General features: G+C 47.9%; 14 protein-coding genes and 1 riboswitch. Of the genes, 10 read left to right on the forward strand and 4 right to left on the reverse strand.

Going from position 1 to position 14,658, the window contains the following annotated elements:
• Nucleotides 1-120: 120 nt before the first annotated feature.
• The 8 genes from KJS52_RS20530 to KJS52_RS27810 all read left to right on the forward strand — a co-directional run bounded on the left by KJS52_RS20530 (nucleotide 121) and on the right by KJS52_RS27810 (nucleotide 5,666).
• Nucleotides 121-465, forward strand: coding sequence for a metal-sensitive transcriptional regulator (locus KJS52_RS20530; protein WP_281425662.1), 345 nt, complete (start codon nucleotides 121-123; stop codon nucleotides 463-465).
• A 352-nt stretch (nucleotides 466-817) separates the two neighbouring features.
• Entirely contained in the window at nucleotides 818-2,161 is a 1,344-nt protein-coding gene (locus KJS52_RS20535; protein ID WP_213519010.1) for a hemolysin family protein, read from the forward strand.
• Nucleotides 2,162-2,296: 135 nt separating this feature from the next.
• The gene (locus tag KJS52_RS20540; protein ID WP_213519012.1) at nucleotides 2,297-2,692 is read left to right on the forward strand and encodes a hypothetical protein; all 396 of its coding nucleotides are present in this window, start codon (nucleotides 2,297-2,299) and stop codon (nucleotides 2,690-2,692) included.
• Nucleotides 2,693-2,697: 5 nt separating this feature from the next.
• Nucleotides 2,698-2,794, forward strand: a riboswitch (TPP riboswitch).
• Between the two features lie 65 nt (nucleotides 2,795-2,859).
• Complete coding sequence (gene thiM / locus KJS52_RS20545) at nucleotides 2,860-3,642, forward strand: hydroxyethylthiazole kinase (RefSeq protein WP_213519014.1); 783 nt, start codon at nucleotides 2,860-2,862, stop codon at nucleotides 3,640-3,642.
• Nucleotides 3,639-4,475: a bifunctional hydroxymethylpyrimidine kinase/phosphomethylpyrimidine kinase gene (gene thiD, locus KJS52_RS20550; protein WP_213519016.1), complete on the forward strand. Its 837-nt coding sequence runs from the start codon at nucleotides 3,639-3,641 to the stop codon at nucleotides 4,473-4,475. Before thiM ends, thiD begins: the two co-directional genes overlap by 4 nt.
• Nucleotides 4,465-5,100 (forward strand): thiamine phosphate synthase, encoded by a 636-nt coding sequence (gene thiE / locus KJS52_RS20555; protein WP_281425672.1) that lies wholly within the window; start codon nucleotides 4,465-4,467, stop codon nucleotides 5,098-5,100. Before thiD ends, thiE begins: the two co-directional genes overlap by 11 nt.
• A gap of 88 nt (nucleotides 5,101-5,188) precedes the next feature.
• Entirely contained in the window at nucleotides 5,189-5,503 is a 315-nt protein-coding gene (locus KJS52_RS20560) for an MTH1187 family thiamine-binding protein (protein WP_213519311.1), read from the forward strand.
• Nucleotides 5,504-5,531: 28 nt separating this feature from the next.
• Nucleotides 5,532-5,666, forward strand: a complete 135-nt coding sequence (locus tag KJS52_RS27810; RefSeq protein WP_281425663.1) for a hypothetical protein — start codon at nucleotides 5,532-5,534, stop codon at nucleotides 5,664-5,666.
• Between the two features lie 90 nt (nucleotides 5,667-5,756).
• Here the strand turns inward: KJS52_RS27810 and KJS52_RS20565 are convergent, their stop codons facing one another.
• Nucleotides 5,757-8,153, reverse strand: coding sequence for a cellulase family glycosylhydrolase (locus KJS52_RS20565; protein WP_213519025.1), 2,397 nt, complete (start codon nucleotides 8,151-8,153; stop codon nucleotides 5,757-5,759).
• Between the two features lie 299 nt (nucleotides 8,154-8,452).
• On the opposite strand from KJS52_RS20565, the gene KJS52_RS20570 reads away from it, so the two are divergent.
• On the forward strand, nucleotides 8,453-9,805 hold the full coding sequence (locus KJS52_RS20570) for a hypothetical protein (protein ID WP_213519027.1): 1,353 nt from the start codon (nucleotides 8,453-8,455) through the stop codon (nucleotides 9,803-9,805).
• Between the two features lie 158 nt (nucleotides 9,806-9,963).
• Here the strand turns inward: KJS52_RS20570 and cobA are convergent, their stop codons facing one another.
• The 3 genes from cobA to nirB form a co-directional block, all read right to left on the reverse strand.
• Nucleotides 9,964-10,731: a uroporphyrinogen-III C-methyltransferase gene (gene cobA / locus KJS52_RS20575; protein WP_213519312.1), complete on the reverse strand. Its 768-nt coding sequence runs from the start codon at nucleotides 10,729-10,731 to the stop codon at nucleotides 9,964-9,966.
• A gap of 157 nt (nucleotides 10,732-10,888) precedes the next feature.
• Complete coding sequence (nirD, locus tag KJS52_RS20580) at nucleotides 10,889-11,203, reverse strand: nitrite reductase small subunit NirD (RefSeq protein WP_213519029.1); 315 nt, start codon at nucleotides 11,201-11,203, stop codon at nucleotides 10,889-10,891.
• Nucleotides 11,204-11,256: 53 nt separating this feature from the next.
• On the reverse strand, nucleotides 11,257-13,695 hold the full coding sequence (gene nirB / locus KJS52_RS20585) for a nitrite reductase large subunit NirB (RefSeq protein WP_213519031.1): 2,439 nt from the start codon (nucleotides 13,693-13,695) through the stop codon (nucleotides 11,257-11,259).
• A 369-nt stretch (nucleotides 13,696-14,064) separates the two neighbouring features.
• On the opposite strand from nirB, the gene KJS52_RS20590 reads away from it, so the two are divergent.
• Nucleotides 14,065-14,658 (forward strand): ANTAR domain-containing response regulator, encoded by a 594-nt coding sequence (locus tag KJS52_RS20590; RefSeq protein WP_213519038.1) that lies wholly within the window; start codon nucleotides 14,065-14,067, stop codon nucleotides 14,656-14,658.

The following is a 14,658-nucleotide window of genomic DNA, read 5'->3' on the forward strand; positions in this document are numbered from 1 at the left end:
GCTTTACATACCCTGCAAGGGTATATTAAAATAGAAATAAGCTTAAGCTTCCGTTGCACCTTTCTTGTACTGGAAGCTCAATCAAGCATGAATCATGAAAAGGTTAAGGAGGTTGAGTGGATGAGTACAAAGCATGACATCGATCAGCTGGATGCAGCTTGCCACACCGAAGAAGGCGAGCACTGCCGTAAAAGTCATCATCCTGAAAAAGTAAAAAAGGATATGATCACTCGCTTGAATCGGGTTGAAGGGCAAATACGCGGCATTAAAGGAATGATCGAGAAGGATGTTTATTGTGATGATGTAATCACTCAGCTTGCCGCAACTCAGTCCGCATTAAACAGCGTGGCAAAAATTTTGCTGGAAGGCCATCTTAAAGGCTGTGTTGTGGATCGATTGGGCGAAGGCGATGAAACGGTGCTCGATGAGCTGCTTGTAACGATTCAAAAGCTTATGAAAAAATGAATCGTTGCTATAAAAATAAAATAAAAAAATGCAACCATCGCTGCACGTTATACGTATTACAAGCTATGTACCAAAAAGCAGCATGGTCTGCATTTTAAAATGATGAGGAGGAAGAGCAGTGGGAAGGATAAGCTTCATTTTTGTGAGCTAGTTGCTGCATGTTTCATTCGCACTAAAGCGCATGACGAATCATATGCAATAGCTGGCTAACACGGAATAAATGAGGTAACCCATAGTTTTAGTATTCCTTATAAGTTAATAGTCGGCTCTGCAATATGATCGATCTGCGTTCAAGATCTATTATCATATTGTAGGAGGTGAAGTCTTACTTTTAATTAAGTAAGACATCTATTTGGGGACAACGATTAACATTATTATTTTTGTTATATTAATTGCATTAACCGCATTTTTTGTGGCAACGGAATTTGCCATTGTTAAAATCCGCAGCTCGCGTGTCGACCAGCTTATTGCTGAGGGGCGCAAAGGCTCTAAGGCGGCAAAGCATGTTACAACGCATCTTGATGAATATTTGTCAGCCTGTCAGCTTGGTATTACTGTAACAGCACTAGGTATTGGTATGGTCGGAGAAAGCACGTTTGAATTTATTTTGCACCCATTGTTTGAATCGATTGGCTTGCCAACCAGCTTGATTTCTGCTTTTACGATTGGTGCAGCCTTTCTAATTGCGACATTTCTGCACGTGGTTGTAGGTGAGCTGGCGCCTAAAACGGTAGCGATTCAAAAGGCGGAAGCAGTAACGCTTGCCTTTGCTAAACCGATCATGCTGTTCTATAAGCTATTATTCCCGTTTATTTGGTTCCTGAACGGTTCTGCTCGTGTTCTTGTCGGCTTGTTCGGCTTGAAGCAAGTGAGCGAGCATGAAATGACGCATACGCAGGAAGAGATTCGTCTCTTGATTGCAGAAAGCAATAAGTCAGGCGAAATCAACAACAGTGAGATGAAATTCGTTAACAATGTATTTGAATTTGACGATCGTCTAGCTCGCGAAATTATGATTCCGCGTACTGAGATGGTTGCTTTTAATATTGATACGCCGTACGAGGAAATTCTGAAGCGTATATCTCAGGAAAAATATACGCGTTACCCGGTCTATGATGGGGATCGCGACAATATTATCGGTTTCTTCAACATTAAAGATTTTCTGATCCAAGGCTTGGAGGACCCGAGCAAGGCGAGAAGCTTTGCACTTAAAAATTTCATCAAGCCAATTATTAATGTCATTGAAACTACACCTATTAAAGAAGTTCTGCAAAAGATGCAAAAAGAGCGTATTCATATGGCGATTCTCGTGGATGAATACGGCGGAACCTCTGGTCTTGTAACAGCGGAGGATATTATCGAGGAGCTTGTCGGTGAAATTCGCGACGAATTTGACGGCGACGAGGTTGCTCATGTTCGTACCGTTGGTGAAGGTCATTATATTATTGACGCCAAGGTGCTGCTTGATGAAGTGTCTGAACTGCTTCATATTCAGCTGGAAAATGATAATGTAGATACACTAGGCGGCTGGATCTTCGCGCAAAACACGGATTTGGACGTTAACAAAGTCATTACACATGAAGGCCATAGCTTTGCGATTAAGCAGAAAAAAGGTCTTGTACTGCAATTTATTGAAGTAAGGAAGCTGCCAGCTGTTGAAGTTGTTGCAGTAGAAGCCGAGGCTCAAATTTCATAGAGTAGTTTCTAAGCGGCTTTGATATGCGTACGCCAAGAACTTCTTACACTCGCCGTAGACAGGCGATGTAAGAAGTTCTTTTTATTTTGCCAGAGTAGTAACAACAAATGAGGGGAAGAAAGGATTGAGCTTGAGATGAAAGTCGTTTACTATAGCTGGCTTGCTGTTACTGGCATCATTGCTTTTTACGTTTTGGTAGCGCATTTCCCAAGTTATGTTGAAAATGAGCATCCTCTTTTTACGGATTTATTTACGGCCATCGTTTATATGCCTTGTTTCTTTATATTATTGGCGGCGATTCCTTCGCAATTAGCGATATCGCTCATCCGCGAACCTAAGAAACGTGTGCTTTGGAGTTTTGTTTTTCATGTGGTGGCTTGCATGCTCGTTCAGTTCATTTTTTCCTTTAATGTAGTTGCAAACTTGATGCTTATAGCCATCGGTCTGGCTGCCTCGGCTATTTATATGGCCGTCTCGTATTTGATTTTTTCATTGTTGAAGTTATGTTATAATCATAAAGTAATTTTATAGGTTTTTATATTTTGCGGGGGGACTTACGAGTTGAGAAGGTTAAAACCTGACCCTTTGAACCTGACAGTTAACACTGACGTAGGGAGCAATGGATTTGAGGCTTCTTTGTCGTGGACAAGGAGGCTTTTTTTCGCTTGCGTCCGCCCAAAGCTTGAGGAGGACAGAAGATGGATTTTAGTAAAGAAGTTCGAGAGAAAAGCAGCTTAGCGCATATCCGACAAGCAAGTCCGCTTGTGCATTGTATTACGAACTATGTTGTTTCCAATGTAACGGCCAATGGGCTGCTGGCTATTGGCGCATCGCCTGTTATGGCAGATGAGCTGGAGGAGGTTCAGGAAATGGTATCGATTGCTGGCGGCTTGCTGCTTAATATCGGTACGTTGAATGCCCGTACAACTGATTCTATGCTCGCTGCAGGCAAGCAAGCTAATCGTCTGGGCATTCCGGTCGTGCTGGACCCTGTTGGGGTGGGTGCTACTTCTTACCGCCAGCGCTTTGTGCAGCGGCTGCTTTCTGAAATAAACTTTGATCTGCTGCGCTGCAACCGTGGCGAGCTGGCAGCGATTGCTGGCGTAGCCTGGCAGTCGCGCGGCGTCGATAGCGGAGAAGGCAGCCAGGATATTAAGGAGATTGCGAAGCAGGTGGCCAAGCAGTATCGCTGTCTCGTCGCCGTCACGGGAGACTGGGATTATGTAACGGATGGCGAGCGAGAAGCAATGATTACTGGAGGCGATATTCGCATGACCGCTGTTACCGGCATGGGCTGCTTGCTTAGTGCGATCTGTGCGGCGGCGCTCTCTTTGCCGGGTGATCGCTTCAAGCATTTGCAAGGGGTGTTGCAGGACTATAAGCTGGCGGCAGAAATTGCAGGCGCTCAGCCAAAAATCGGCTCGTTTCAGGTGGAAATCATGAATGCGCTGGAGCAGCTTTCTGCAGGTGAGCGCTTATGAATATTGCCTTAACGATTGCCGGTTCAGACAGTGGAGGCGGAGCTGGCATCCAAGCCGATCTGAAAACATTTCAAGAGCTGGATGTGTTCGGAGCATCGGTCATTACTGCTGTTACCGCGCAAAATACGATCGGTGTGAGCGGAATTTCGGCGCTCCATCCACTGTTTGTAAAGAGCCAGCTTGACGCCTTGTACGATGACTTTTCGATTGCTGCGCTTAAAACGGGGATGCTGTTCTCCGCCGAAATGATCGAGATCGTAGCCGAGGTTTTGCAGGAGCGGGATTGGCAAAAACAGGCCATCGTCGTTGACCCGGTTATGATTGCCAAGGGCGGCGCAAATTTGCTGCAGGATACGGCTATTGAAGTGATGCGGCGCCAGCTGCTCCCAATGGCTGCTGTATGTACGCCTAATATTCCGGAGGCTGAGGTGCTGACGGGGCTGCGCATTGAGCGCCAGGAGCAAATTAGAGAGGCGGCTGAGCACTTGCTGGACTACGGCATGCAGGCAGTCGTCATGAAGGGCGGACATTGGCAGACAACGGGGGAGCATGTGGTCGACTACGTATTTATGCGGAGCGGCGAGCGCTTCCAGCTCCATGCTCCCCGGATTGCGACCAATCATACGCATGGGACGGGCTGCACCTTCTCCGCGGCAATTACAGCGGAGCTGGCCAAGGGCGTGCAGCTGCGGCAAGCGATTATTACAGCGAAGCGGTATGTGCATGCTGCGATTGCTCACCCGCTCGAGCTGGGGCGCGGGCATGGACCGACGAATCATTTTGCCTATAAAAAATACGGTGATCGAGGAGAAGTGACTTATGTTGAAGGCTGAGCAGCTTGCGGTATATTTTGTGATGGGAAGCATAAACTGCAAGGGAATGCAGACTCCACTGCAGGTGCTGGAGGATGCGCTGCAAGCCGGCATTACGATTTTCCAGCTGCGTGAAAAAGGAAAAGGCGCCTTGCAGGGAGCGGAGCTTGAGCAATTTGCACGGCAATGTCAGTCACTGTGCAGGCAATACAGCGTACCCTTTATCGTCAATGACGATATTGATCTGGCGCTAAAGCTCGGCGCCGACGGTGTTCATGTAGGGCAGGAGGATGAGGCGCTGCTTGAGGTTAAGCAAAAGCTGCCCCATGCGATTATTGGTGTATCTGTGCATACAGAGCAGGAAATGCAGCAGGCTGTTGCAGGCGGCGCAAATTATGTTGGAATTGGCCCGATTTATGCGACTAGCTCGAAGGAGGATGCAAGGCCGGCGGCAGGTGTTGGCTTTCTCCAAAGCATGCGGCAGCAGTATGGGAACTTTCCGATCGTGGCGATCGGCGGTATAACTGGAGAAAACGCCGCAATAGTCAAGCAGGCAGGTGCTGATGGCGTTGCGGTTATTTCCGAGCTGTGCCAAAGTAATGACCGCAAGCGTACAGTGCGCTTGCTGTGCGGAGCTGAAGGCTAACTGTAAAACCTTTACAAGAGCAGGCTCCAGCGTTAAAGTAAAAGGAGTAGTTAGATGGAAAGCTATTCAGGCTGGAGGCGATGAACAGATGGCGATAGCCGAAGTGACAATCATTCCAATCGGTACAGGCAGCACAAGCTTAAGCCCTTATGTAGCCGAGCTGCAGCGTGTGCTGCAAAAGCAACAGGGCATTACGTATACATTAACCTCTATGAGCACGATAATTGAAGGCGAGCTTGCGCATATATGGTCCGCGATTGCAGCGCTGCATGAAACACCGTTTCTTTCAGGCGCGCAGCGTGTTTCGACTTCGATTAAAATCGATGATCGGCGAGATAAAGCGAGCTCTTCTGAGCAAAAGCTGCGCTCTGTGCAGGAGAAGCTTGCCGAGCCGCAGAGCTAGCTGCAATATACAAGGAAAGGAGAAAATGATGTCTTTTTCGTTTTCAATCTGGTTTTTGCTGCTGCTTGGGATCGGCTTAATTGCAGTGGCCGGCATAATATTTGCTATTATATATGTGATCCATTACGTCACGACTAAAAACAAACGAAATCACCATCATTAATGCTGTTAAATGTACAACGCTCCTGCTGCAACCGAGTCTTGAAGGCTCATTGGTTGAAGTCAGGAGCGTTGTTTTACTTAAGTACGATCATTATTTTGACGCTGATTCCAGGTAATCAACGACACGAATAATAACGGTCATCGCTTCAGCACGAGTGGTGCTGCGGTTTGGATCAAATTTGCCGTCAGCCTTGCCTGTCATAATGCCCAGCTCCGCAAGCAGTGCAATTTCATTTTGCGCCCATGCCGGGATGCTGCTCTTGTCGGCAAAGCTTAGCTCCGCTGTGCCGTCCAGCTTCAAAGCGCGAGCGATAATGACAGCCAGCTCAGCACGGGTAATATTTTGAGCAGGACGGAAAGTTCCATCCGTATAGCCGTTGATCAATTGCAAAGCGTTAAGCTGTGCCACATAAGGCTTGGCATAGGCAGGAATTGCCGCATGATCGGTAAACGAAGTGCTGCTGCTTCCGTCAGCAGGCAGCTTTAGTGCACGACCTACAATAGTAGCCAGCTCAGCACGGTTAAGCGCTTGGTCAGGACGGAAGGTGCCATCCTTATAGCCATTGACAATACCAAGCTCAGTAGCACGATAAATGCCGATATATCCCCAATGCGAAGCAATATCTGTGTAGGAATTGCCGGCTTGATTTGGCTGTTCATTGCCTTGCTCTCCGCTGTTTCCGTTATTGTCTTCTCCAGCTGGTTGATCATTGCCGCCAGTGTTGCCGTTGTTTGCAGTGCCATTGTTTCCGCTATTGCCTGTGTTGCCATTGTTTCCACTATTGCCGCCACTGTTGCCGCCGCTATTGCTGGCTGTTCCAGTTACTTGGCTGCCGTTTTTCGAAATAGTGTAGTCGAGCTTTTCGCCGCTCCAGAAATGCAGCTTCAGCTTAACCTCTCCATCATTTAATTCGTTGAAGAAATTAGATGTCAGCGTCAATGTGTTGTTGCTGTAGTTCGGCTTAAATGTGTATGCGAACTCCTTGAATGGAGTCCAGTTTTGCGGACCTGCATTGCTGCCGTCTGCATAACGCGCTTCCATCGTTGCCAGCTTGTCGCCGTTGTAAACGAGTGGGATATGGAACTGTTCTGTCGTACCTGTTGTGCTTTGCAGGACAGGCGTGTCATACGTAATGATGAACAGCTTCCAGTCCTTGCCTTGGTTAAAGCTTGCGGTTAATACTGCGTTGGTACCCAATTGGTTAGAAGCGGTCAGCTGCTGCAGCAGACTCGCCTTCAAGGTTAAGGTTTCATTATTCAGTACATAATCCTCGCCAGCTACTAGTGTTTCATCGTTCAGCTTTAGCGCTGTAAATTGGTTGCCATTCAATTGAAGCTTAACTTCAACATCCGCAATTGCCGCACCACGCTTCAAAAATACAGAATCAGTTTCAGCAACTGCAGAGCGAGAGGTCCAGCTAGCCTTCATCATATCAAAAAGCTCCTGGTCGGACCATTGATAGGATTGGCGTCCAAAATGCTGGCCATTATCCCAAAGCATATGTGTCAGCTGCTTTTGCTGCGCATAATGAATCATAAATTCGAAAAACTTCAGCTTTTCGCCTTGCTGTACGGCATTGAGATCGGTATCAAAGCCAAGCAAGCCAAACTCGCCAATAACGACAGGGATATCGTTGGCTACGAATTTGTCATGCACACGGTCAAAGGTAGAAATAATATCTTGTTTTGTTTCTTCATTAAAGGTTGTAACGCCTGCGATATTGACACTAAACGGCCAGAAGCCATAATAGTGAACGGTTGCAATAATGTTCGGGTCATTGAGCTCGTCAATAAAATGATACAGTGCGTCAATTTTCACTTGCTCGCTGCCTGTATCAAGCGTTGGCAGCACAAGCGGGCGAACATCATTGTTGCCGCCAGAGTTTCTTACGATGTTGTAGAACGAGCTGTTCAGCTCATCGAGATAGGTTTGCTTTTCTGTGTCCGAGCCATGGAAGCGCGGCTCATTGATGCTCTCAAACATAAGCTTGATCGGGTAATCTTTATAGCGCTCAGCTAATTGCGTCCAGATCGCTTCATATCGCGCAAGTGACTCGTCATGATTTTCATGCATGCCGGCTTCTAACCAAATCCATGAATCATGGTGCACATTGATCATGACGTATAGCCTTTCGTCCAGCGACCAGTTAATAGCTTGATCCAGTCTGCTCAGAAAGGCTTCGTCAATCGTGTAGTCAGCAGTAGACTCCATCCGCTGATCGAAGGTTACAGGGATACGAATGCTCTTAAAGCCCTGCTCAGCAAGCTTTTCAATAAATTGCTGCGTGACATGCGGATTGCCCCAGGCTGTCTCATCTGCTCCTACAGCGTCAAATGTATTGCCGAGGTTCCAGCCAGGCTGCATATCGGCTGCATATTGGCCGATGTTAATGCTTTGCTCGTCTGCCTGATTGGCATAGCTGATCGAAGGCAGCATTAAAGCCAGCATAAGAAGCATCGACACGAATAATTTTCTGGTACGTTTCAAAAATAACACCCTCCTTAAAATTTTCGTAAACGCTGTCAAAAATGAAAGGCGGACAAGTTGATAGCGTTTACAATTTAATTTATCATACTCATCAAAATGGAAATACATAACAAATTAGAGGGAAATTCATGTGAAAAGTAGCGATTGAAGCAATGAGGGGAAAAAGCAACAAGGGCTTGTCAAAGCTAATACTGTTCGACAAATTTCGCATTGTATATTATGATTGACACGTCAGGTAAATGATGCTAGTATATCAAAGAAAACCAACAAGAATAATCGGAATTAAAGGAGTGTATATGATGGTAAAATCTTATGCTTCAGCAACAAAGCTCGCTGTTGCCTTGCTATTATCTGTAGCTTTATTGTTTAATATTTCACTGACAAGTGTAGATGCTGCATCTTCACAAACTGACAGCGCTAGTGAATATGCGTTGTTTTTGCAGGATAAATACGATGTAACGGTCGATGCAAGCATTACGAAAGGCGAATTCATTCAGCATATTGCAAAGGTGCTTAACCTGGCAGCACCGGAGGAAAAGGTAAGCTTTACAGATGTGGCTGCCGATGATGCGTTGTACGCTAGTGCGGCGGCACTGTACAGCAAAGGCATTTTGTCTGGTCCTGCTATTGGAGCAGAAGAGCCATTAAAGCCTTGGGTAGCAGCACTTATTGCGCTTCGCGCTTCTAATTTGCAGGAGCTTGCTTTTACATACCCGCAAGAAAAGGTCGAGGCTGCTTTGCAGAAGCTGGGGCTTTCGTCTGGCGCCTTCAATAAGGCTACGGCTCAGGAGCTTGCGGCTGCTGTAGATACTGGCTTGATTCCAGAAGACTACTATGCGCAGCTTTCGAAAAAAGGCGCTGCATCTGCTGAGCTTGTCAACGTATTGCTTGGCAAGGTGCTTAGCTTTAACGGAGCATACAAGCAATATATCGGACATGTAAGCGACGCTGACATTTACAGCAAGTTTTACACCGCTTATGAAACCTCCAACATTATTCAAATTCCAGAGCTGCAGGAGTTTGTTGACTCTGCTCTGAAGCAGGAGGTTGTAACGGGATATAATTTGAAGGATGCAAGATTTGATGCTAATTTCGTAGAGCCGCTAACGATCACATACGGTCATTCCAATGTACAGCATGCGATTCAGCTGCTCGGCTTGCTGCGCAGCGAGGGCATTGACGCCAAAGTGCAGCTTGAGCCGAAAACCTCTGCTTTCGTGCACAGAAAAGAGTGGGGCGAGCCGACTGTTGACGAGAACAACAAGGCTGTGCTGACTGACAACGGAAATTATATTCATTATTCCAAGGAATACGATTTGAAGCTTGAGTTCAGCAATGCCGCTGACAAGCAAGCCTTTAATGAACTGATTGTGCAGTATGCAAAGAAAAATGCTGACGATCAAACAGGTCTGCTTGCTGGCTCTTGGTGGCAGCCGCTATTCTACTCTTTGAATGAAGTAACAGAGTTCAAGCAAATTGCCAACAATAAAATTGTAGACGGCAATTTCTATGTTCAAACCTTCTCACTCGTTGAGGATACTGAGAAAATTGCAGCTGGCTTTGCAGAAATCGATCCTGAGGTAGAAGTGGAAAGCTATACGTTCTGGACGAACGAAGCGTTCTTTAATTATTTGAACGGCGAAGGGCTGTAAGCTGAAGCTTAGCGCATCTTATTCGGATAGCTGAAATAAGCGAATCTCATAAATAAACGTCCTGCTAATCGCCAGGCAGCTTGCAGAAGCTGTCAACAGCGAGAGCAGGACGCTTTTCTTTTAACGGTCTTGCAGTGTGCTCACAATTCAAGAAAATGTTAACCGATCTGGCGCAGCGTTAAGGCCTGCAGCATAATCGCATGCAGCTGCTCGCGGATGCGCACGACTTCTCCGATAATAATGAGCGCAGGATTAACCAGCTTGCTTGCTGCGGCGAGCTCGCTCATTTCGCCAAGCACGCCAGTTACGATGCGCTGCTTGGCGGTTGTGCCTTGCTCGACGAAGGCGATCGGCGTAGCTGCTGGCTTGCCGGCTCGCAGCAGCTCGGCCTGGATCTCACTCAACTGGCTGACGCCCATATAAATGGCGAGCGTATCCACGCTGTGAGCGAGCAGGTCCCAGCGCACAGGCTTGTGGTTGTCGTGACAGCGATTGCCAGTTACACAGGCGAAGGAAGCGGCAGTGCCGCGATGCGTCATTGGAATAGAGGCTGAGGCGGCAGCGCCTATAGCTGAGGTAATGCCGGGAATAATCTCAAATTCGATGCCGGCAGCCGCCAGCTCCAACGCTTCCTCACCGCCGCGGCCGAATATGAACGGATCGCCGCCCTTGAGGCGTACCACTCTTTTGCCTTGATAAGCGTAGTGTATAAGCGCTTTATGAATATCCGCTTGCGTCATGGCATGCTGGCCGGGCGCTTTGCCGCAATATATGAGCTCAGCCTCAGCCTTGGCATACTGCAATATTTCCTTGCTGACAAGCCGATCATACATAATGACATCTGCCGCTTCTATGAAGCGGACAGCCTTCACGGTCAACAGCTCGGGGTCGCCTGGTCCAGCGCCGATAATCGCTACGCTGCCGATAACGCCCTTGCTCTGCATGCTGCTGCTTGCTTCTAATGGCAGCAGCGCATAGGTAGAACGGTTAAGGTGAACGGCACTGATTGCTTTGCTCATAGTTATCCACTCTTTTCTTCAGCGATTCGAGTTCTGTTTCGTGCGATGCGCGTCTTAAGTCGCGCTAGATCGTAATATAAATATCCCCGCTTTGCTGGTCGACCTCTGTCTCGAAGGTTGTCACACAGCCTTCATCCGGCTCCTGTACTTTGCCGCTATGCAAATCTATTTTCCAGTCATGCAGCGGGCAATGCACCTTGCCGCCGCATACCATGCCTTCTGACAGCAGCCCACCTTTGTGCGGACATTTATTTTCCAAGGCAAGCACACTGCCGTCCGATAGATGGAAGAGTGCGATGTCGATATTTTGCACCTTCAGCTTGCGTGAGCTTTTTACGTCTATATCTGATAATTTGCCAACCAACACCTTAGTCGCCATTGACATACCTCCTAAACCTATTCATGCAGCTTATCACCTATGCGCCAGCCTAATTATTTGGTTGCTGGCTCCAGACCTGTAAGCTGTTCAAAGTTTTTGCGCAGCTCTTTGTTTTCGATAATTTCCTTCCATGGGTCGTTCGTTAAGCTTAATGTTTTTTCGATGCGTTGCTTCAAGGCCAAGCGATCTTCCTTGTTTTCCAGCGCTTTTTTAATGAAGTCGAGACCGACGCGCTCAATCCATTGCGACGTACGCTCATTCCAGACCGCGTGCTCGCGATACAATTGCAGGAAGGCTGATGACCATTCCATCACTTCATCCTCTGTTTTGACGACGCAAAGCAAATCGGTTGCTCTTACTTTAACACCACCATTGCCAGCGATATGAATTTCCCAGCCGCCATCAATTGCCACTACGCCAAGATCCTTAATGGTAGCCTCGGCACAGTTGCGCGGACAGCCTGATACAGCAAGCTTGACCTTGGCCGGGGTGTTAAGGCGCTCGAAGGCTTTCTCCATGCGAATGCCCATTGAAATGGAATCCTGCGTGCCGAAACGGCAAAATGTCGAGCCGACGCATGTTTTAACGGTGCGCAGCGTTTTGCCATACGCATGGCCGGACGGCATGTCGAGCTCTTCCCATATTTTAGGCAGATCCTCTTTTTTAACGCCGAGCAGATCAAGCCGCTGGCCGCCAGTGAATTTCACCATTGGCACCTCGAATTTTTCGGCCACCTCGGCAATTTTCTTCAAATCTGAAGGCGTAGTAACACCGCCATATACACGCGGAACGACGGAGAAGGTGCCATCCTTCTGAATATTGGCGTGGAAGCGTTCATTCGTAATGCGCGATTCCTTCTCGTCAACATATTCCTCAGGGAACAGCATGCCGATATAGTAGTTGAGAGAAGGGCGGCATTTGGAGCAGCCTTCCGGCTCATTCCAGCCAAGCACATTCATTACTTCCTTGACGGTTAGCAGCCGCATTCGCTGAATTTCCGCCACGATTTCATCGCGAGTAAGTGTCGTACAGCCGCAGATGCCTTCCTTGACCGGCTCGGCTGCCGCATCACCGGCATAGACCTTCAGCAAGCCTTCGACGATCGGCTTGCAGCCGCCGCAGGAGCCTGACGCTTTCGTGCATGCCTTAATGCTTGCCACGCTGTTGCAGTCCTTTGTTTGAATCGCCTCGACAATTGTCGCCTTCGATACGCCGTTACAGCCGCATACGATTTCATCATCCGGCATTGCTTCGTATTTGGCGAGCGGATTGCCGCCGCCTAGTTGATCGAGCGATATGCCAAGCAGCAGCTCCTTTTCTCTGCCTTCAACGTTTTCGCCTTTTTTAATGAGGGAAAACAACTCAGTGCCGTCTGTTGTATCGCCGAATAATACAGCGCCAACCAGCTTGCCGTTTTCGATCACGATTTTTTTGTAGGTGCCTCCAAGGTCGTCTTGGATGCGTAGCGCCTTCGTGCTAGCCGTTTCTGTAAAGTTGCCTGCGGAGAAGACGTCGACGCCTGACACCTTCAGCTTCGTTGAAGTAACCGAGCCCGCATAGCCAGCCGTTTCGACGCCAGCCAAGCGCTTGGCAAGCACTGCTCCTTGCTCGTATAGCGGGGCAACCAGTCCATATGCGATGCCGCGATGTTCCGCGCATTCGCCGACTGCATAAACATTTGCCACGCTTGTTTCCATATAATCATTGACCACTACGCCGCGGTTAACCTCAATTCCTGAGCTTTTGGCCAGCTCGGTATTGGGCCGGATACCGACAGCCATTACGATCAGATCGGTTTTGAGCTCACTGCCATCAGCAAATTGCAGCGCCTTTACTCGGCCGCGCCCGGTAATAGATGCGGATTGCTTGTTCAGCAAAAACTTCATGCCCTGTGATTCCAGCTCGCGCTGCAGCATGCGTGCCGCAGGCTCATCCAGCTGTCTTTCCATCAAGTAGTCGTTAATATGAATGACCGTAGCCTCCATGCCGAGATGGAGCAGTCCTCGCGCCGCTTCCAGTCCGAGCAGCCCGCCGCCGATGACGGCGGCCTTCTTATATGTTTTTGACGTTTCCATCATCGTTTCGCAATCGCGAATGTCGCGGAACGCAATTACGCCTTCCTTATCCGCGCCAGGAATCGGCAGCATAAACGGATTGGAGCCAGTAGCCAAAATAACGCGGTCATACTGGTACTGCGCTCCGGTATGCGTCGTAACCGTACAAAGCTTTGTATCCAGCTTCGTCACCTTTTGCCCGGTCACAAGCTGAATTCCGTTGTCCTTGTACCAATCCCAGTCGTTTACAATAATATCCTGCATATTGGCTCCGCCTGCCAGAACCGAAGACAGCATAATGCGGTTATAATTAGGATGAGGCTCCTCGCCAATTATCGTAATCTCGTATTTGTCAGGAGCTAGCTTAAGCAGGTGCTCAATGGTACGTACACCTGCCATACCATTGCCGATCAATATTAATTTTTCCTTCTCTCCCATCATTCTCTCTCCTTTCCATATTGCGAGACTTTCAGTTGAAACTGATGCTTGGGGGTGAAAGCTGGATATGACCTAAAAAAGCCTGCTTCGCATAGCAAGCTTGCCACACATAAGAGTGCGATCAGCTCTTGCTTACGAAACAGGCTTCATTGCCATTATTAGAATACGCCATTGTATTCGACTTGTTAATTTGATTTACATAAACTATACTACAAACTTATTTTCATGTAAATATATCTAACGTATAAAATTTTAATCTTCTGGATATCGACAAGACAAATAGATATATGTTATATATATTGACATAAACAAGGAGAGAACGCAGGAAATGGATGATGCGTGTTCGTTAAGAGGGGAGAGGGCTTACGTATGCGCTCGATATTATTGATTTCTGGCATAACGTTCAAATTAGAATCAATTCGTGCGTCCGAGGCTATTTTGCCGATTGATGTGCTGGAAAGGGCCGGCTATCTTGTAACCCATGCGGAAAGCAAGAGCCAGGCCAAGCAAAAAATCGAGGATACCGACGTTATATTGCTCAATTTGTCCTTGGAGGAGTCGAGGAAATGGGGACATCAGCTTATGCAGTGGAAGCGGCTTCCGTTGCTTTGGTGGTGCAGCGAGCATACATGTGAGCTTTCCAAGGCGTTTTGCGATAGCGATCTGTTTATGGATGGGTTGATTACACCGGCGATGAATGAGCAGGAGCTGCACTGGGCGTTGTACTTTGCGACCAAGCAATGCTTTGAACGCCAGCAATGGCTGACTGAGCGCAAAATGCTCGAGGAAAAGATCGAGGAGCGCAAATGGATTGATATAGCGAAGGGCATTTTATGCAAAACGAAGAAAATTTCTGAAGCAGAAGCGTACGATATGCTGCGCAAGCAGGCGATGAATGAGCGCAAACGGCTGGTCGATGTTGCAGCTTCCATCGTCAAAGTATACCAGCTGCTGGAGAAATAA

The sequence above is a fragment of the Paenibacillus montaniterrae genome (assembly GCF_018403185.1).
Taxonomy (GTDB): domain Bacteria; phylum Bacillota; class Bacilli; order Paenibacillales; family Paenibacillaceae; genus Pristimantibacillus; species Pristimantibacillus montaniterrae.